Below are 20596 nucleotides of genomic sequence, written 5' to 3'. Positions count from 1 at the left end.
ACCATCCCCTGAACTAAAGGAGATGGTGTTTGTTCATTATAATGCGTCGGTGTACTCTTTACCTGCTGGTAGCAAGTTAGACATATTGATTCGTTTCAAGCCTTCTTTAATCTTCGTAGTATACCCTTGCTTCGTACTATTCAAATAGCCCGCCTTCGACTTAATCATGCGCTCGAATACTTTGGCTTTTGATTGATCAACCTGTGACCATTTTTCATAAGAATGAATCAAGTCTTCCAACGTCAAATGTACATAATCCGTACCTGAAAACTGACCATTCGGTGCACGTTTATACCAGATGTCACCGTTAGAACGAGTCCAGTTCTTCTCTTCAAAGCGAATGGCTTTTTCAATTGCACTGGCATTTTCCAAATACACTGGATCATTGAATTCTTGGAATGCCAACAAAAGAATGTTCATGCCGCCAAGTAAATGGTTCATAGACGTATGGGTCTTCACTTGTGATTTTGCCGGGAAGTAATCCGGAATATAATAGGCAGTTGGAGACAAGAAGTTCACATTGCCTTTTCTATGCTGCTGTACGAGCAAGTTTGCATAGTTACGTAAACCGTCGTTGTAATCTTTATGATTGAATGCGCTACCGCCATTATAAAGGAATAATGCAATCTGTTCATTGAAACGCGTGTCAACGAATGGTGCTGTGAAGTTATATAAATTCTTCAAATACGTACTCGTAACTTCCGTTTCCCAATAAGGCTTGCTTCCTCTGAAAACAGCTAAGTTTGTAAAGGAGTTATGCAAAATATCTTCATAATAACGTTCTTTCGTTTGGTTGTATAACAACATGACACGATCTTCTTTTACCAAAAGTAAATTGCGTCCATATCCGCGACCCGAAGCTGGCATCGGTTCAATGGTAGTCGCCATCTTGTTGTAAGGACCTTCAGCTGTATACCATTTATTACGCTTTTTATAGTTGGTAATCGATTCCCGAAGCCATGCATCTAATCTTTCATTTGAAGAAAAAAGCTTCTTATCGGATGAAAGAATCCATTGATCCACTACATCATACCCTCTAGAGTTCAACTCATATATCGATACTCGGGTATCGCCCATCAGAATATTACTGTAAGATTCCTTCTCATCCTGCAATTCACGTGTATGGCTAACTGCGCCATTATTATACTTCAGCTCGAGTTCACGTGAACGATATGTTTTCGAAATCATTTGCTGACCTGTTCCCTGCTGTGAAATGGTTTCAAGGACACCTACAGGAGAAGTTGCAATATCAAAGCCAAATGTATCATCCACATCTTTTTTCATAGGATATTTGTCAAATCGTTCTATTTTATTCGTTTTAATATTCCCATCAATTCGTACCAAATCGACGCGAATCGGCAGTCGATCCGGATTTCTCAACTCAACAAATGTAAAGTAGTCGCCATTTGGCAACTCACGTTTTGTTACAGTAACTCTTGTGCTTTTTCTCTCACTGACACCATAGACATAGATATGATCCGTCGCATGTCCGTGTGCTTTCACTCGCTTGGCCGCTAAAGACAAGTAGTGATTGGAACGCAAGTATGTTTGTCCCTCTTGTGTCAGTGGAACTTCCGTAATAAATTGATTAAATCGAATAGGATCGAATTTGCCCATTGTCTGTGTTTTATTGAAAACAATTGGTTGCTGTTTTTCGAGCAATCCTGCTTGAATCATTGCTCTATGTAGAAATACAGCGAATGAACCACGGTTAACAGGGAGTTTCGGAGCAAATGACCCGTCCTCTTTACCTGTTGTAATACCGTGTTGCATAAGTACTTTTACGCCGTATCTGTGAGATTCACTTATTTTATTCTCATCCGTAAAGCGTACTGTTTCACCTGTATCTTTTAATTTGAAAGCATTGACTAACACACTCGCCATTTGTTCACGTGTTAATTCATCGCTTACACCGAAGTTGCCATCGGGTTTTCCTTTAAATATGCCTGCTTCATAAGTAGACATTGCACCACGCAAGTTGGAAGATTTTGCGCTGACATCCTTAAAGATCGGACGGTAGGAAGCCTCGGGTAATTCCAAAGCGACGGTCAGCAAGTTTGCCGCCTGTCCACGTTTAATACTGATTCCTGGACGAAACTGTAAATCTTGGTATCCGTTAATAATTCCTTCTTCCACTAGTTGTGTTACTTCATCCTTTGCCCAGAAATCATTACTTACGTCAGAGAAACGCTGGTTCACCGTTTCTGCTTTCGCGCTTACTGGCAGTACAATGAGGCAAATTAACGTCGCGATAAGAAAAGAATTAAAAATGGCGAATACATTCTTTTTTGAAGCGCATAACATCTTTGAAATCAACTCCACTCTGTGTTTTTATTTACTTTAGTATGTAGTTACCTTCGACAATTATAGCATAACCACTATTTCAATTGGTCTTCCATTGTAAATGAAGAAGGTTCTATACTTTATAGCGGTAACATGCCTTAGCCCAGTATAATTTCTCGTAACCGCACCGTACAGACGGAGAATAACAGAAAAGGTTTCAAATTATTAAATATAATGTTTATAACTATTTCGACAAGTTTTCATAAAAAGAAAACGGTTCACGCTAAATAAGCGATGAACCGTTTTAAGTTATGCATGTTTTTGTTCGTACTCTGCAATTTTATCTTCATATTGGAATGTCAGAGAAATTTCATCCCAACCGTTCAACAACATCTTTTTGTAGTATGGATCCACGTCAAAACTGTACACAGAGCCGTCTTCACCTGCTACAGTTTGATCTTCTAGGCTCACTGTCAGTTTATACGGAGCTTCTTGGCCTTTACGCAAAAACTCTTCAATTTCTGCTACAGATAGCTTAATAGGCAAGATTCCATTCTTGAAACAGTTACTATGGAAGATATCTGCGAAGCTTGGTGCAATCACTACACGGAATCCATAATCTAAAATTGCCCATGGTGCGTGTTCACGTGATGATCCACAACCAAAGTTTTCATGTGCTACCAAGATAGTCGAACCGTCATAACGAGGGTCATTCAATACGAACTCTTCATTTTTCGTACCATCTGCATTAAAACGCCAGTGGTAAAATAGATATTTTCCGAATCCAGTACGTTCAATACGCTTCAAGAATTCTTTGGAGATAATCTGATCTGTATCTACGTTATTTTTATCTAACGGAGTGAGTACACTCTCTATTTTATTAATTGGTTCCATGTAAATACCCTCCTCAATTTTGCACAGTTGCTTCAACTTTACGAACATCTACGAAATGTCCGTGTAGAGCAGCTGCTGCAGCCATGGACGGGCTGACTAGATGTGTACGTGAGCCTGCACCTTGGCGTCCTTCAAAGTTACGGTTAGATGTAGATGCACAGCGTTCCCCAGCTGGTACTACGTCATCATTCATAGCTAGACACATACTGCATCCAGACTCTCTCCACTCAAAACCAGCTTCTATGAAAATCTTATCCAAACCAATATCTTCCGCCTGTTTCTTCACCGTACGTGAACCTGGCACGACAATCGCAGTCACTGTAGGATGAACGTGTTTACCTTTTACCACGTTCGCTGCAGCTTCCAAATCGCTTAGACGTGCATTCGTACATGAACCGATGAATGCGTGCTGAATTTCAATATCAGTCAACGCCATACCTTCCTCAAGTCCCATATACTCCATCGCATTACGAAGTGCTGATTTATCTGTTTCAGATGTATAATCTGCAGTTGTAGGTATAGTAGCTGAGATACCCGATCCCATCGATGGATTAGTACCCCACGTTACGAATGGTTCAATATCATCTGCATGGATTTCAAGTACTTGATCATATTCCGCACCTTCATCAGTATTCAATGCAAGCCAACGCTCTGCTGCTGCTTCGAACTCTTCACCTTGAGGTGCATAACGACGTCCGCGTAAATAATTAATTGTTGTTTCATCAGGTCCAATCAAACCTGCTTTTGCTCCCGCTTCAATGGACATATTGCAAATTGTCATACGTTCTTCCATTGTAAGTGCGCGAATCGCTTCTCCTGTATACTCGACGATATGTCCAGTTCCGACACCTATTCCAAACTTTGCAATGATTGCAAGAATGATATCTTTAGCTGTTACACCAAAACCAATTTTCCCTGTTACACGGATTTCCATAGTCTTTGGTTTACCTTGCCAAAGTGTCTGGGTAGATAACACGTGCTCTACTTCACTTGTCCCGATACCGAACGCTATAGCTCCGAATGCACCGTGTGTAGAAGTATGGCTGTCACCGCAAACAATTGTTTTTCCTGGCTGTGTCAATCCAAGCTCAGGACCGATTATATGCACGATACCTTGATCTGGATGCTGCATATCAGCCAATTGAACACCGAACTCTTCACAGTTCTTTTCAAGTGTAGTAATTTGTTTTTTAGCAATAGGATCGTTGATAATCGGCAAGTTTTTTGTCGGAACATTATGATCCATAGTTGCAAAGCAAAGATCTGGACGACGCACTTTACGGTTCGCTAGACGTAAACCTTCAAATGCTTGCGGTGATGTCACTTCATGAATCAAGTGAAGATCAATATATAATAGATCCGGTTTTCCCTCTTCTTCATACACAATATGCTGATCCCATATCTTCTCAATAATTGTTTTAGCCATAATTGTTTCCCCTTCCAAGCAATTGCCAATAGTAATATGCGGCGTGTGATTCAACTCGTCAATCTTTTCTCTAGCTATACATAAAGGGCGCACCAGTTTCGGTATGCCCTTTATGTGCATGTCGAGACTAAGACAGCGGTATTTTATTAAATATACGAGTACATGATACTATTGGAAACGAACTGAAGATCCAACTCGTCTACAATCTTATCTGTCCACTCTTTTGTCGTTAATGAACGTTGATCTTTACCAGCTAAATCTGCTGTGAAATGACCTTCTTCAAACACTGTATTAACAGCCTTTTCAATAGCAGTTGCTTCCGTTTCCAATCCAAATGAATACTTTAGCATCATAGCAACTGAAAGAATAGTTGCTGCTGGATTTGCAATTCCCTGACCAGCTACATCCGGTGCTGAACCATGAACTGGCTCATACAAACCTAAACCGTCTGAACGGACACTCGCTGAAGGCAGTAATCCAAGTGACCCCGTAATAACAGATGCTTCATCACTTAAGATATCTCCAAACATATTTTCAGTAACGATTACATCAAAATGTGCTGGGTTCGTTATTAGTTTCATAGCTGCAGAATCCACTAGCTGATGTTCTACTTCTACATCCGGATACTGTGCTTTCTTCTCTTCTACAATCTTTCTCCAAAGCTTACTGGATTCAAGCACATTCGCTTTGTCCACAGAAGTTACTTTGCCTTTACGCAGGCGAGCCAACTCAAAACCTTTGTCGACAATACGTTCGATCTCCTTGCGCGTATATACAAGCGTATCAACAGCTGATTGATCTGTATGATGGCTCGGTTTACCGAAGTAAAGACCCCCAGTTAATTCCCGAACAATCATCATATCGACCTCTTTGATGATGTCTTCTTTTAAAGGAGAAGCCTGGATCAAAGAAGGTACAGCTGCAACAGGACGAAGGTTTGCAAATAGATCAAAATGTTTACGTATAGCAAGCAACCCTTTTTCCGGTCGTAATTCAGATGGATTCTGATCCCATTTAGGGCCACCCACTGCTCCTAGAAGAATGGCGTCGCTTGACTCACATAACTCAATTGTCTCTTTAGGAAGTGGGTTATTCTTTTCATCAATCGCCGCTCCACCGATTAGTCCATATTCTGTATGGAATGTATGGTTAAAACGTCTGCCGATCACTTCCAATACTCTGACTGCCTCTGCTACTACCTCGGGTCCTATGCCGTCACCGGGTAATACTGCTACTTTCTTTTCCATAGAACTTCTCCTCCTTGATCAATCTCGTATCACTCGATCGAATACTTTATCCCTTTGATGTATGTTGCTTATTTCAATAACTCTTCTTTCCGCAATTGTTCGCGAACTAGTTGACGATTGATAGCATTCAAATAAGCTTTTGCAGACGCTTCTAATACGTCTTGCGCTACGTCTCGGCCCGTAAGCTCGAGTCCGTTATGTCTTAAGTTGACTACTGCCTCTCCCAGTGCATCGCGGCCTTTACCGATCGATGTTACACGATAATCCAGAATGAGTACTTCACCTTTAATGGCTAATTCCAGTGCATTGAAGATCGATTCAACAGAACCTGCACCAGTAGTTGCCACAGTAACTGTTTCTCCGCTTGGCACAGTGGCTGTCACGGTAGCTGTCGGAATATTATTCGTTCCATATTGCACTTGAACATTATGCAATTCGTAAATCGGTGTATCGGTGTCGGACAATTGCTGGCCTGTGAATAAAACAAACAAATCATCTTCCGTGATTTCCTTTTTACGGTCTGCTAACTTTTTGAAGTCATCAAATGCCTCATTCAATTGGTGATCCGTCAGTTCAAACCCCATTGTAATAGCCCGATCTTTAAACGCGGCACGTCCGGAGTGTTTACCCAACGCTAACGGCATATCCGTTTCACCAATCAATTCAGGTGTGATGATTTCGTATGTCTCACGGTTTTTCAGCATGCCATCCTGGTGAATTCCAGATTCATGGGCGAATGCATTCTTTCCGACGACTGCTTTGTTTGGCTGGATGACTACCCCTGTCAATCGGCTAACAAGCTGACTAGCTTTTTTAATCTCTTTTAAGTTAATTCCGGTTTCCATGTTATAGAAGTCTTTACGGATATGCATAGCGACGGCAATTTCTTCTAATGCTGCATTGCCTGCACGCTCTCCAATACCATTAATCGTACATTCTACTTGATCGGCACCGTTCTCAACTGCTGCTATAGAGTTTGCAACAGCCATTCCAAGATCATCATGACAATGAGCTGAAAGCTTAACTTTTTCTATTCCCGTTACATTCTCTTTCAAGTACTTGAATAGAGCACCGTATTCTGCAGGAGTTGCATAGCCTACAGTGTCCGGAACATTAATCGTTGTCGCCCCTGCTTCAATTACTTTATTAATAATGCGTACAAGGAATTCCTTATCAGAACGGAATGCATCTTCCGCAGACCATTGAACGAGAGGGAAAAATTGTTTAGCATATTTAACCGTATCCGCTGCAATTTCGACTACCTGGTCTGGAGATTTCTTTAGCTTATACTCCATATGAATTGGTGATGTCGCCAAGAACACGTGAATATGTGGATTTACACCACCGCGTAATGCTTCCCATGATATATCAATGTCTTTCTTCATCGCCCTAGCAAGTCCTGTAACAGTTGAGTTTTTCACTGTATCAGCAATGCGTCGAACGGCTTCGAAATCACCTGGGGATGAAGCAGGAAATCCTGCTTCAATAACGGCTACCCCAAGCTTTTCAAGCTGACGAGCGATCTCCAATTTTTCTACTGTATTTAGATTAATACCCGCAGATTGCTCACCGTCGCGAAGAGTTGTATCGAAAATATCAATTTTTCTCACTCGCTACCACTTCTTCCTCTTTTGATTTAGCTCCTTCGTTGATGAATGGCATCATAGAACGAAGCTTCTGTCCAACTTCTTCGATTTGGTGCTTAGATTCTGCTTCTTCAATTGCATTGAACTTAGGACGTCCGTTTTCGTTTTCTTCGATCCATTCTTTTGCGAATTTACCTGATTGGATGTCAGTAAGAATATCTTTCATACGAGCTTTTGTGTCTGCATCGATTACACGTGGTCCAGAAACAAAGTCGCCCCACTCTGCAGTATCAGAGATTGAGTAACGCATTCCAGCCATTCCGCCTTCATACATCAAGTCAACGATTAGTTTCGTTTCGTGCAATGTTTCGAAATAAGCAAGTTCAGGCTGGTATCCAGCTTCTACTAGAGTTTCGAATCCAGCTTTAACTAGTGAAGTTAAGCCACCACATAGTACTGCTTGCTCTCCGAATAGATCCGTAACTGTCTCTTCTTCGAATGTTGTTTCCAAAACGCCACCACGAGCAGAACCGATACCTTTTGCATACGCAAGAGCAACGTCTTTAGCTTGGCCAGATACGTCTTGATACACCGCGAATAGTGCAGGTACTCCGCCGCCAGCTTCGAATGTTCTACGTACAAGATGTCCTGGTCCTTTTGGAGCTACTAGGAATACATCTACGTCAGCAGGTGGTTTGATTTCACCGAAGTGTACGTTGAAACCATGAGCGAATACTAATGATTTTCCTTTAGCAAGAGCTGGTTCAATCTCTGCTTCGTATACTGCTTTTTGGTTTTCATCTGGAAGTAGGATCATGATCAAGTCTGCTTTTTCAGAAGCTTCTTTAACAGATAGTGCTTCAAGCCCGTCTGATTTTGCTTGGTCGAATGATTTACCAGCACGAACACCTACTACTACGTTGAAGCCTGAATCTTTTAAGTTACGAGCGTGTGCGTGACCTTGTGAACCGTATCCGATAATAGCAACTGTTTTACCTTCTAATAGTCCTTCATTGATATCCTGGTTATAATACATTTTTGTCATTTTAATTTCCCCCTAAGTGTGTGTGTTTTACTGTTTTAAAATCGATAGCTGTGGTGCTTGAACCTTTTGCATATCGCGGGCAAAGCCGGTTGCGCCAGTTCGTGTTAATTCTTTAATGCCATATGGTCTCAGCAAATCGATAAATGCTTCGATTTTGTCTGGGTCACCCGTTACTTGGTACGTTACTACATTCTTTCCGGAGTCGACAATTGTCGGACGGAAAGGTTCAACGATGCTGTTCATCTCAGAGCGAATCTGTGGTGGTGAGATCACCTTTACAAGCGCCAACTCACGTAACACGATTGCTTTGTCTGTTATATCTTTCACTGTAATAACATCAATCTGCTTTTGCAGCTGTTTTACAAGTTGTTCGATTTTGTTTTCATCTTCTACGTGAACTTGGAATGTCATCTTGGATCTATTTGGTTGTTCAGTAGCACCTACTGTAATACTTTCAATATTGAATTGACGCTTCATCAGCAGTCCCGTTACACGGTTTAATACTCCGCTCTGATTAATTACTGTTACTGTAATAATTCGTTTCACTGAGGACTCACTCCAATCATGTCTTGTAATCCTTTACCTGGAGCAACCATCGGATAGACGTTTTCACGTTGTTTCACTCGGCAATCAATCAAGACCGGCTCATCAGATAATAGCGCTTCTGTAAATACTTTTTCCGCTTCTTCTAAATTGTGAATGCGATACCCTTTCAGGTCATATGCTTCCGCCAATTTAATGAAGTCTGGTTGTACTGGAACTAGTGACTGTGAGTAACGTTCTTCATAGAATGTCTCTTGCCACTGACGTACCATACCAAGTGCACCGTTATTCAAGATGATGACTTTCACCGGAATACGCATTTCCTGAAGAAGTGAAAGCTCTTGTGCTGTCATTTGGAAACCTGCGTCCCCAACCACTGCAATTACACGATCTTTCGGTCTTGCAAGTTGTGCACCGATTGCTGCTGGGAAACCAAAGCCCATTGTTCCTAATCCACCTGACGTAACCCAGTTATCCGGATTATTGAAACGGTAATATTGAGCAGTCCACATTTGGTGCTGGCCAACATCTGTCGTGACGATCGCATCACCATTTGTAATCCGATGTATGATCTCAAGTGCTTGTTGTGGTAATAAAGCTTCCTCATCCGTTTGATACCAAAGCGGATATTTATCTGCTAAACCATTCAAATAACTTACCCACTCTACTGTGTCCGGTGATTTGAAATCTGCTTTTAGCAATGCTGTTAACGCTTCTTTCGCATCAGATACAATTGGAATTTCGGTCACTACGTTTTTACCAATTTCAGCTGGATCGATGTCTACATGAATGACTCGTGCATTCGGCAAGAATGCATCCAAGTTTCCTGTTAGACGGTCATCAAAACGTGCACCCACATTGAGCAATAAATCACATTCGCTAAGTGCATAGTTGGCAGTTGCCGTTCCGTGCATTCCAGCCATTCCGTAGAATAACTCATGTTCTCCATGAATTGTACCCAAGCCGAGTAATGTATTAACGACCGGAATACGATGCGTTTCGACAAGTTTCTTCAGCTCGGCCGTTCCGCCTGCATGAAGTACACCTGCGCCTGCAAGGATCATCGGCTTTTTTGCTCCAGAGATAGCCTTTGAAGCTTTTTGAATTTGCAGATAATTCGGTGTAGTAGTTGGCTGATAACCAGGTAAGTTCACTTCTTTATCTTCTTTTTCTACAGGTACAAAGAGATCTGTTGCGATATTTTTTGGTACATCGACGACGACTGGTCCTGGTCTTCCAGTAGAAGCAATATGGAAAGCTTCACGCATAATACGTGGAATGTCAGCAACACTTTGGACTTGATAGTTATGTTTTGTAATAGGTTGAGTAATTCCGATGATATCCGCTTCTTGGAAAGCATCTGAACCAATGACTGTACTTGCTACTTGACCTGTAATAACTACTAATGGAAGAGAGTCCATCATGGCATCTGTAATACCCGTTACTAAGTTCGTTGCGCCAGGGCCTGATGTGGCAATGACTACCCCAGTTTTTCCAGATACCCTTGCATATCCTTCAGCTGCGTGGATTGCACCTTGTTCGTGACGTGCTAATACGTGTGGGATCGGGTCATTATATAGCGCATCATAAATTGGGAGAACTGCTCCTCCAGGATATCCAAAGATTATTTCTACGTTCTGTTCTTTAAGCGATTGAATCAAGATGGCAGAACCATCTGTAGGTTTATTTACGGCTTGTTCCTTTGGCATAGTAGATGCAGTCTGTTTTTCTTGTACTTCAGCACTCATACTGAACTCCTCCTTACAATTTTCAACTATATATATTGGCCAGTGACTTTTTTCTCTAAAAAAAAGCCTTTTCATCCCACGCAAAGAATCTGATCTCTTTACATAGGGATGAAAAAGCTTTCATGGTACCACCCTAGTTCGTGACAATTGTCACCTTATGAAAAAGTAAGCCTAAGCTATACCTTTTCATTGTTAACGAGCCCGAATATCGAGCCCGGGATTGCCTAGTCGGTATACCTTTAAGCAATCCACTCCGAGGGGATGTCGCAAATAGTTGTATTGCCGGCTCGCAGCACCGCCGGCTCTCTGTGAATACAGTTTCTATCTACTTTAACCTCATCAACGTTTTATATATTAAATTTTCATGACTCCACCTGTACTAGCTGAAGTGACGAGATGGGCATATCTTGCAAGATAGCCTTTTTTGATTTTAAGTTCAAATGGTTTTAGTGCATTTCGTCGCTCTGCAAGAACTTCATCAGATACTACCAATTCAATCGTACGGTTGGTTAGATCAATTTCGATAATATCTCCATTCTCTACAAGTGCAATCGGTCCGCCAGATGCAGCTTCTGGTGATATGTGTCCAATAGAGATACCGCGGGATGCTCCTGAGAAACGACCATCGGTAATTAAAGCAACTTCCTTACCAAGCCCTTTACCCATGATTGCAGAAGTTGGGGCCAACATTTCTGGCATTCCCGGTCCACCTTTAGGGCCTTCATATCGAATGACGACTACATGGCCTGCTTTTACTGTGTCATTATCAATATTTTCTTGAGCTTCTTCTTGTGAATTAAAGACAATTGCTTCTCCTCTGAATTCCTTGATAGAAGGATCAACTGCTCCCACTTTAATAACGGAACCTTCAGGAGCGATGTTACCAAATAGAATGGACAGACCACCTACTGGACTATGTGGATTATCTTTCGTTCGAATGACATCTGTATTTGTGATTTCATATCCAGCGACATCTTCTTCAATTGTCTTGCCAGTAATCGTCTTACGATTATTATGCATCGCTCCATCAATTTTACATAATTCATTGATAATTGCGCTGACACCACCAGCTTGTTGAACATCATCCATTGAATAATCGGATGCCGGCATGATTTTCGATAAGTACGGTACTCGTTTAGCTACATCGTTAACATCTTCAATATTGTAATCAATTTCCGCTTCGTGAGCGATAGCTAATGTATGGAGAACTGTATTTGTCGAACCTCCCATTGCCATATCAAGTGCAAATGCATCGTCGATTGTTTCTTTTGTAATAATGTCACGTGGTTTAATATCATTTTCAATACAATTCATTAAATGTTTAGCCGCATCTTTGATCAATGTATGGCGAGCATCAGATGTAGCAAGAATTGTCGCATTTCCTGGAAGAGCCATACCAAGCATTTCCATCAGAGAGTTCATAGAGTTTGCCGTGAACATTCCTGAACATGACCCACAGGAAGGACAAGCATTCTGTTCGATGTCGAGTAATGTTTCTGCTGACATCTTACCGCTCTTGTAAGCTCCTACACCTTCAAACACTGAAGTTAATGAAAGAACATCACCCGTTGCGGAAACCCCTGCTTCCATAGGTCCACCAGAAACGAATACTGAAGGGACGTTTGTTCTAACAGCTGCCATCAGCATACCCGGTGTGATTTTGTCACAGTTAGGTATATAGAAGACTCCGTCAAACCAATGTGCATTAATGACTGTTTCGGCTGAGTCAGCAATCAGCTCACGGCTTGGCAATGAGTAGCGCATACCAATGTGCCCCATTGCGATTCCGTCGTCAACACCAATTGTATTGAACTCGAACGGTACCCCGCCTGCCTCCCAGATTGCTTCTTTTACTACTTCCGCGAATTTATTCAAATGCATATGTCCGGGAATAATATCTATATATGAGTTACACACTCCAATAAATGGTTTGTGCATATCTTTCGTTTTAACGCCCGCTGCGTAAAGTAAGCTACGATGTGGTGCGCGATCGATTCCTTTTTTAATCATGTCACTTCTCATTTGCAATCTCTCCTATACTAATTGAACGAATCAATTGCTAATTACATTAATTTCATTCAGTCGAATATTCTGAACAACTAGTGAATACTTTCACAGCTGCGAACTAGATTGTTGTAATCATATCTTGTATGTGTATAAAGGTCAACCGTATTTTTAAAGTTTTTCGTTAATTGTGACTAATTTAAAACGTCTGAATACGCTTACACATGCAGTATAGCGCGATATATTGCATATTGAAATACTGTAAAATATTTTTGTTTTTATTTTGCTTCTTTCATTAGATAAGAGAAATACAAATTGATTTCTATTATTTGCAAATAAAACCATGCTTGTACTTTTAATTAGAGTTGTAAATACTTATTGTAGCTTTGTTGGTTTAAATTTCTGTAATCAGTAGGGTTAGTAGAATTCCTCCTACAATCTATTTATTCTATTCGCAAAACAGCTGTTTTATCAATGATTTGAAAGAAAACATATAGTTCCACGTCAAGTTTCGCTCGACATCTTTCGACAATTACTTTTTGTTTATAACTCTATGCACATTATCCACCGCGTATCTTAGCAGTTTCTGTAAACAATTCACACATTACCCACAGCTTACCCACTCCCATTGTGGATAATTCGAACGCTTGTTCTTTCAAAGAACCTTTGGTAAAGTAATAGATAACATCTAGAGAGAAGTATGCACACTGATTAGATTCTATTCATCCAAAGGGAGGCGGTTCTACTGTGCTACATTTATCGGATCAATTGTTGCTCTATTCGTATCAGCAGGCTCAAAAGTATCAACTGAATCAGGAGTTCATCCAAATGTTAGAACGTGAGATACGGAAACGTGCCTTAGAATCGATGAAACTCAGTAGCTAATCTTTCGGATACAATAAAATGGACATGCCCATTACAATTGGGCACGTCCTTTTTTATTCTGTAAATTACTCTTCTTCTATATAAGAGGCATATTTTATGATAAAGCTTTAAGCCCGACTACACCAAACACAATCAGGAGTAGACTGACCACTCTACCTGTACTCTTCGATTCCCCGAAGAACAGCATGTTGATGAGCACCGCACCTGCTGTACCTATACCAATCCACACAGCGTACGCTGTACTGACTTGTAAAAACTTAAAGGAGTTATATAAAAAGAAGAACGCGATACCGAATCCTCCGTAGTATAACAACCCATTCCCCAATGTCTTATTTTCACTGAATTTCTTCAGCCCTATCACACCGGCAAACTCACTTAGTGCTGCCAATAATACTAGAATCCACCCCATCGCCTTTCACTCCTTTCAGCGCTTTCTTTTCATCCTGTCCATCCGCTATCTTCAATCCTGCAACGCCCAATACTAGAATGAAGATGAAAAAAATCTTTCCTATACTAATATGTTCACCGAAGAACATGACATCCATTAAAGATGTACCGACTGTACCGATTCCAGCGAATACCGCATAGACGGTCCCAGTTGGCAAACCTTCGCATGCTTTCGTTAAGTAATGAAAGTCCACAAAGATAAAACCTACTATGATAATCCAGTGCCACCAGTGGGTTGCTGTGTTAAATCCAAAAATCCATACTAATTCAAAAAAGCTCGTTAAAGCAACATATAGCCATGCTTTATTCATATCATCCACTCCTACAAGTTTCTTCATTTCATCTATTTGACTGACTGTCATTCATTTTATCATAAAAGCTAACATTTGACTATGTTAACTTCTCACTCTTTGAAATTGCAGTGCATGGGACATGAAATCAAGAACTTCTTCTTTCTGACGATCTGCTTCGCTTTCATCGTGTTGGGCATAAAGAAATACTTGCTCTGCTGTCGATTCAATTAGACCGATAATGATTTTAGCCGTCCGATCAGGTTTGATCGATTGACGGACAGCCCCTTCTTTTTTTGCCGCTTCAAGCTTTTCGCTTATCCATTCATAAAATGGAGCATAGACCGACTCCCACTCCCGGATATGTTCTGTTGAAGCGAGCCCGGAATATATGACTGCTAATATCTCATAATACTCTTTATTCACTTCATAAATCGCATCTACCATCTGCTCAAATTGTTTTGGGTAGGCATCCTGATCATTTACTGTTCGTTTGACTATGTCCATCGTTTTAGCTACCATTACTTCGGCAATTGCCGGCATAAGAGATAGTTTCGATGGAAAATATAAATAAAATGTACCTTGCGCAATACCTGCACGCTTGACGATATCAGAGATCTTGGTCTTCTCAATTCCTTGTTCTTGAAATACTTCTATAGCTGAATGTATAATCGCTGTTTTTTTCCCCAATGAATTTCCCACTCTCTATCTATAGATTCTATTATTGTATCGCAATCATTCTTCTCTGACAAATGATTGTGGAATCACCGCTCCTAACTATGACGCCTGGACTTGTCATTGCAAAATAAAACAGTTTAGGGAAAATTCAAAAACATTTATTTACACCATTGACAAATGACTCATATTCATTTAATGTGAGTACACAAGAGATTGAACGTCACGAATACGTCACAATTCATACATCACATAAATTCGTCGTCACTTGTTATTCTAGCATGAAACGAATTACTTGGATTTTCAAATGAAAACGCTTACCGTATTCTAATTATTCTTATTTATGACTGATAATCATTCATAAATGACTATTCAATCACTACATCATTTTATCTGGAGGGAATTTATATGAAAACAGGATATATCTTCGATGAAAGCTACTTTTGGCATGATAACGGTAGCGGTACACTGTATTTACCATCAGGTGGTTATATGCAAACCGATGTATTCGTGGAACATCCCGAGACTAAAAGACGAGTGAATAATTTGCTTTCACGCTGTGGACTCATGAAGAAGCTGGAACAAATCGAGCCACGTCCTGCCACTAGAGATGAAATAGAATTTTTCCACTCACCTGAATATGTAACCAAAGTGAAGCATTTAAGCGACACAACTGGTGGAGATGCAGGAGACCACGCAATCGTAGGCAGAGGTTCTTATGAAATCGCCCTATTATCTACTGGTGGTGCGTTGCGGGCAGTAGATGCTGTTATGGAAGGCGAAGTAGATAACGTCTATGCAATGACTCGACCACCTGGCCATCACGCAGAACGCGATAAAGGAATCGGCTTTTGTATTTTCAATAATGTAGCGATCGCCGCAAAGTACGCACGTGAAAAGTATGGTCTCAAAAGAGTATTGGTACTCGATTGGGATGTACATCACGGAAATGGAACGGAGCAAGCATTCTATGAAGATTCAAATGTTCTCTTCTTATCTATTCATCAAGACTTAAGCTTCCCGAATAACACGGGTCAAAAAGAAGATGTTGGAATAGAAGAAGGCCGTGGATACAACGTCAACATCCCACTTCCCCCTGGAACAGGCGATGCGGGATATGTTCATGCATTCGAATCTATCATTGAACCGATTGCAGCAGAATTTCAACCTGAATTAATTATTATTTCTGCCGGCCAAGATCCAGGTATGTTCGATCCACTCGGCCGCATGATGATGACAGCTGATGGATTCGGCAAATTAACGGATATTATGTTACGTGTAGCCAATGCACATTGCGGCGGTAAAATCGTATTCTGTCATGAGGGCGGCTACAGTAATGCATATGTCCCCTTCTGTACACTGAAAATCATTGAGCGCCTAAGTCAAATTGAAACAGATGTTACCGATCCTTTTGCAGCAGGTACACAGGGCTACCCTGATAAATTATATTCCAATCAGAAAGAAGCTATTGATGAAGTGATTAATGTTCAACAAGAGTATTGGAAAACACTTCGTCCAACCGTCAATAATTAAATGAGTTAATAATCTCTCTATTTATTCTATAAATTAATGCATATTTTCTATTTCACCAACTATCAAAGGAGGCGGTTGAATGGGTACAAAGCAGAAGACGATTGAACAAGTAGGTTTCGAGTTTATTCCTGAAAGTGAAAGGAAGGGGAATCCAAAAGAGCTGTTCTTCACCTGGTTCGCTGCAAGTACTGTATCTACTACACTCGTTACGGGTGCACTCGCTGTCATTATCGGCCTAAGTTTCTGGTGGGCAGCACTCGCAATCCTTATTGGACATGCAATTGGTGCTATCATCATGGGGCTGCATTCGGCACAAGGACCAAAGCTCGGAATTCCTCAAGTATTGCAGAGCCGTGCACAATTTGGCTATTTTGGAGTCATTTTGCCCATGCTTATCATTTTAACGATGTATTTGGGTTATGGTGCAATGAATACTATATTGGTTGCACAAGGCATTGAAGAAACACTTGGTTTTAATATCAATATCACGGTAATTGTCAGTCTGATTCCCATGGTGTTGCTTGCGATTTACGGACAAAACATCATTCAAAAATCGATGAAGCTTTACACTATTGGCTATACCCTCGTTTTCATAGTCCTTTCCGGATTAGTCATCAGTCAATTGTCTATGAACTTGTTGAGTCAAGGTACATTTAACTGGACATTATTTATCTTAGCTATTTCCATTTGCGTTACATGGCAGATCACATACGGTCCTTATGTATCCGATCACTCACGTTTCATGCGTTCACAAGACGCTCGTAAAACGTTCTTCTATACAGCTGGAGGAAGCTTTCTTAGTTCTGCATGGTTGATGTTGATCGGTGCAGCCATTGCAACTATGGTCGTCAATGGGAATGTTATGGCAGAAATCAAGGACATGGGCGTGATGGGTTATGTAATTGTTATCTTACTTTCATTAGGAGTATTGGTCATCAATTCCTTGAACATCTATGGAGCAGGTATAATCGTGTTATCTATCGCCAGTAACTTTTGGACATTTCGGACTTCCGGACGTTTACGCGTCATAGTATCTGCGGTTATCGGAACGATCGTTATTTTTGCCGCAACTGCAGGTGCAGGGGATTTCATGTCCTACTTCCAAATCTATCTTGGCTTTGTACTATTCTTTATCATCCCGTGGAGCGTTATTAATTTAACGGACTTCTACGTATTGAAAAGACGGTTCCATCGTGAAGAGTATATGAAGAAAGACGGAGTGTTTGGGAAACTGAATTATAAAACGATGGGTATCTATTTATTCACCATCCTTTGCCAAGTCCCTTTCATTAATACTGAAATATATCAAGGTCCCCTTTCCAAGGCACTGGGTGGTCTAGACATCGCATGGATCGTTGGAATTGTCATTGCATTCATATTCTATACGACTGCAACAAAAATCACGGATTCCGTTGCTGTTAGACAAAATTCGGATATTCAAATAATTAATCCAGCAGAATAAAAAAGTAACCATCTGTACAGCGCCAGATGATTACTCATGAATATGCGCCCTATCAGAACGCATTAGCTAGTTTAACACATTGCAGAGATTTTTCTTTGCAATGTGTTTATTTCTATCAATATTTAACAGGACTATCGACATTTGTGGATTTTTGAAATGTAAAATACCGCCCTTCAGATAGGACGGTATTCATATATTCATTATTTAACTTCTTTCGTTTTCTGCACAAAGGTTTCTCCGCTTTTACGAGCTTGGATATCAATGCTATGTTCTGGATACTCTTTTTCAAGGCGTTCGTTGTATTTTTTGACAACCTTTTCTGCATCTTCTTTTTTCATGTCGTCAGCTACTTCAAAGTCCAACAAGACAAAGCCACCTGCATCTTCTGTAATAATCAAACTTACTTCAGATACGCCCTCTTCTTTGGCGAATTCCTCTTTTAACTCATCATTACTAGCTGTTGTATCAGATTTATCTACTGGTTCTTTAACAACATCTTTAGCTGGTTCGGTTTGTTCTTTATCCACATTTGTTTCTTTTTCAGTATCCGCATTACAAGCTCCTAATAGTAGAAGTGATAGACTCAGCGGCGCTAACATCTGTCTTTTTTTCATGATAAACCGACCCTTTCTTCTATTAACTATAATGTGTATCCTATCATATTTGTAAAACGTTGACAAAGAATTCGATAATAGGGTTGTATCTTATAGTCACTTGTATTGCGAAAAGACTAGATGGGAATATGAGTCTTTTTTCTTCATTTCTATATCCTTTAACCGATATAGAATTGATGCGATAAATCTTGGAGGTGGGACAAATAGTGAATAAGAGATGGTTTGCTATTTATACATGGAGCATTGCGATAATCATCGGATGCCTCTTTGGTTCAGCAAACTCAACAGAAGCAAGTGAACGAATTACCGGCACATTTGTCAAGGCGAACTATGAGGAAGTACTAGTAGATAAAGATACTACAAAGAAAGAGTTACGCAGTGTCACGATCAAAAACGATGCAGGACGCACAGCAACGTATACCGTCGATAAGTACACGCGCTTATCTGTCGATACGATAGCAGTTAAAATCGACGCCTTTAAGTTAGGTATGAAAGTAGAAGCCGATATACAAAACCTCTACTTTAAAACTCTACATGCTAAAACGGATACTCCAGGAGCTGTTATTGAACCAAACGCTAAAGCTTATAGCGGTATGGTCACCTATATGGACCGAGATCGAAAAGGCTTGACGATTACACTGGATGATGGACGCGTGAAAAATGTTTATATTAATTCAGAAACGCAGTTCTTTAAGAAAGGCAAACTAACTACTAGCAGCTCTTTATATGAAGGAGATCGCGTAAATATAAAGTTCTCGGTCTATAATTCGAACTATATTACGCTTTTGGATATTTTAGAGCCTGGTGTTCAAGTGGCAGGCTTATATAAAGGAACTCTTCACCAAATTGATCCAATCAATCGAAAAATTATTGTTCGTGACGAAACAAAATTCCAGAATTGGCACTGGTATGAAAACAATCCTAAAAGTACTACCAGTTATTATTATTCAACAAAAACACCTATTTATTTTGAAAACAAACCCGTTCCCCATAATCAGTTGCGGAAGTATGCAAACATGAAAGTCTATTTAGCTACAGTAAATAAAAATGGCAAAGAGCAAGTAGAACGTATCATTATACAAAAGAACGCAGAACGAACTTTTTACGAACCGTTACAAAGCTTTAATGGGAAAACAAAAGAAATCAGACTGATGGACTCACAGCGCTTCCGCTATCATGACGGTTCTATTTTGATCCGTAACGGTCGCCTTGTCTCACCCGAATCATTAGGTGCTTACGGGACAGCTTTTGTAGCTGCGTCCGGTCCGATAAAAACGCAGTACGCAAACATCATACATATTAGTAATGATGGATTAAACAGCCCCAACCTATCCGATCACTCTATCTATTTCGGTAAGATTTCTGGAGTTCTCGGTTATAAGTTGCGCTTATCAGATGCATCCGAACTAAAGAACAACGTTTGGTCTTCTATGAAGGAAAAAGATCTTAATTTCAATAATGAAACGTATGCGGTGGAAGAACATAAGGGAGAATTTACTACCCTTATTCCACAAATGGATCTACGATTCTACATGAACCGATACGCATACTTCTATATTTCTGACGATAATCAAGTGACTGCTATTCAATTAACAGATGGCAGTAAGATCCCAGCCAACATTACACTAGCTGGACGTTTATCTAAATTAGATCCTGCGCCGTATGGTAAGGTCACTCCTACAAAAATCAGTGTGCGTAATGTAAGCAGATGGATGAAAGGTGCATGGGCTGATCAAGCAGAAGTTAAAGAAATGAATATTCAACAAGCTACTTTCATTAAAGACGGTGTCGTAATTCAACCTAGTGATTTAGAAATTAACGACAGACTGTTTATTATTGCTGAAAGTGTTGTAAAAGGAAAAATCATTCTAGTAGATTAAAATCAGGCAGTGAGAGAATTCTCTTACTGCCTAA

At 40.4% G+C, this 20596-nt stretch carries 17 protein-coding genes and 1 other annotated feature; of the genes, 4 read left to right on the top strand and 13 right to left on the bottom strand.

The genetic code is table 11. The annotated features are described in order from the left end of the window. Positions 1–36: 36 nt before the first annotated feature. The 9 genes from CSV69_RS08410 to ilvD all read right to left on the bottom strand — a co-directional run bounded on the left by CSV69_RS08410 (position 37) and on the right by ilvD (position 12794). Complete coding sequence (locus CSV69_RS08410; protein ID WP_233192353.1) at positions 37–2322, bottom strand: S-layer homology domain-containing protein; 2286 nt, start codon at positions 2320–2322, stop codon at positions 37–39. Positions 2323–2592: 270 nt separating this feature from the next. After that, positions 2593–3177 (bottom strand): 3-isopropylmalate dehydratase small subunit, encoded by a 585-nt coding sequence (gene leuD, locus CSV69_RS08405; protein ID WP_099693171.1) that lies wholly within the window; start codon positions 3175–3177, stop codon positions 2593–2595. Between the two features lie 13 nt (positions 3178–3190). Beyond that, positions 3191–4603 carry a 3-isopropylmalate dehydratase large subunit gene (leuC, locus tag CSV69_RS08400; RefSeq protein ID WP_099625929.1) on the bottom strand — a complete coding sequence of 471 codons (1413 nt, stop codon included), beginning with the start codon at positions 4601–4603 and terminating at the stop codon, positions 3191–3193. A gap of 146 nt (positions 4604–4749) precedes the next feature. After that, a complete protein-coding gene (leuB, locus tag CSV69_RS08395; protein WP_085428334.1) occupies positions 4750–5850 on the bottom strand; it encodes a 3-isopropylmalate dehydrogenase in 1101 nt (366 codons plus the stop codon). A gap of 68 nt (positions 5851–5918) precedes the next feature. Continuing rightward, the gene (locus CSV69_RS08390) at positions 5919–7460 is read right to left on the bottom strand and encodes a 2-isopropylmalate synthase (RefSeq protein ID WP_085428333.1); all 1542 of its coding nucleotides are present in this window, start codon (positions 7458–7460) and stop codon (positions 5919–5921) included. After that, positions 7447–8481, bottom strand: coding sequence for a ketol-acid reductoisomerase (gene ilvC / locus CSV69_RS08385; RefSeq protein WP_085428332.1), 1035 nt, complete (start codon positions 8479–8481; stop codon positions 7447–7449). The genes CSV69_RS08390 and ilvC overlap by 14 nt, the downstream gene beginning before the upstream one ends. A 27-nt stretch (positions 8482–8508) precedes the next feature. Beyond that, positions 8509–9027, bottom strand: a complete 519-nt coding sequence (gene ilvN, locus CSV69_RS08380) for an acetolactate synthase small subunit (RefSeq protein ID WP_085428331.1) — start codon at positions 9025–9027, stop codon at positions 8509–8511. Next, a complete protein-coding gene (ilvB, locus tag CSV69_RS08375; protein ID WP_099693170.1) occupies positions 9024–10772 on the bottom strand; it encodes a biosynthetic-type acetolactate synthase large subunit in 1749 nt (582 codons plus the stop codon). Before ilvB ends, ilvN begins: the two co-directional genes overlap by 4 nt. Positions 10773–10873: 101 nt before the next feature. Beyond that, positions 10874–11124 (bottom strand) — a binding site (T-box leader). 2 nt (positions 11125–11126) lie between these two features. Next, complete coding sequence (ilvD, locus tag CSV69_RS08370) at positions 11127–12794, bottom strand: dihydroxy-acid dehydratase (RefSeq protein ID WP_085428329.1); 1668 nt, start codon at positions 12792–12794, stop codon at positions 11127–11129. A 729-nt stretch (positions 12795–13523) separates the two neighbouring features. On the opposite strand from ilvD, the gene sda reads away from it, so the two are divergent. Next, positions 13524–13661: a sporulation histidine kinase inhibitor Sda gene (sda, locus tag CSV69_RS17285; RefSeq protein WP_099625931.1), complete on the top strand. Its 138-nt coding sequence runs from the start codon at positions 13524–13526 to the stop codon at positions 13659–13661. A gap of 94 nt (positions 13662–13755) precedes the next feature. Here the strand turns inward: sda and CSV69_RS08360 are convergent, their stop codons facing one another. From CSV69_RS08360 to CSV69_RS08350, 3 genes are all read right to left on the bottom strand, one after another. Continuing rightward, a complete protein-coding gene (locus CSV69_RS08360; RefSeq protein WP_085428327.1) occupies positions 13756–14070 on the bottom strand; it encodes a DMT family transporter in 315 nt (104 codons plus the stop codon). Further along, a complete protein-coding gene (locus tag CSV69_RS08355; RefSeq protein ID WP_099693169.1) occupies positions 14033–14419 on the bottom strand; it encodes a DMT family transporter in 387 nt (128 codons plus the stop codon). The genes CSV69_RS08360 and CSV69_RS08355 overlap by 38 nt, the downstream gene beginning before the upstream one ends. An 84-nt stretch (positions 14420–14503) precedes the next feature. Continuing rightward, positions 14504–15088, bottom strand: a complete 585-nt coding sequence (locus CSV69_RS08350; protein WP_085428325.1) for a TetR/AcrR family transcriptional regulator — start codon at positions 15086–15088, stop codon at positions 14504–14506. Between the two features lie 393 nt (positions 15089–15481). On the opposite strand from CSV69_RS08350, the gene CSV69_RS08345 reads away from it, so the two are divergent. Both CSV69_RS08345 and CSV69_RS08340 read left to right on the top strand, forming a co-directional pair. Then, positions 15482–16606 (top strand): class II histone deacetylase, encoded by a 1125-nt coding sequence (locus CSV69_RS08345; RefSeq protein ID WP_085428324.1) that lies wholly within the window; start codon positions 15482–15484, stop codon positions 16604–16606. 79 nt (positions 16607–16685) lie between these two features. Next, positions 16686–18068: a purine-cytosine permease family protein gene (locus tag CSV69_RS08340; protein WP_085428323.1), complete on the top strand. Its 1383-nt coding sequence runs from the start codon at positions 16686–16688 to the stop codon at positions 18066–18068. Positions 18069–18268: 200 nt separating this feature from the next. Here CSV69_RS08340 and CSV69_RS08335 read toward each other — a convergent pair whose 3' ends face one another. After that, positions 18269–18682 (bottom strand): cation transporter dimerization domain-containing protein, encoded by a 414-nt coding sequence (locus CSV69_RS08335; RefSeq protein WP_099693168.1) that lies wholly within the window; start codon positions 18680–18682, stop codon positions 18269–18271. 206 nt (positions 18683–18888) lie between these two features. Between CSV69_RS08335 and CSV69_RS08330 the strand changes: the two genes are divergently transcribed. Next, positions 18889–20562, top strand: a complete 1674-nt coding sequence (locus tag CSV69_RS08330; RefSeq protein ID WP_085428321.1) for a hypothetical protein — start codon at positions 18889–18891, stop codon at positions 20560–20562. Positions 20563–20596 lie beyond the last annotated feature (34 nt).

Source organism: Sporosarcina sp. P26b (assembly GCF_002743245.1).
GTDB classification, from domain to species: domain Bacteria; phylum Bacillota; class Bacilli; order Bacillales_A; family Planococcaceae; genus Sporosarcina; species Sporosarcina ureae_C.
The sequence above is the reverse complement of the archived record's forward strand: the minus strand, read 5'-3'. Positions and strand labels throughout refer to the sequence as shown.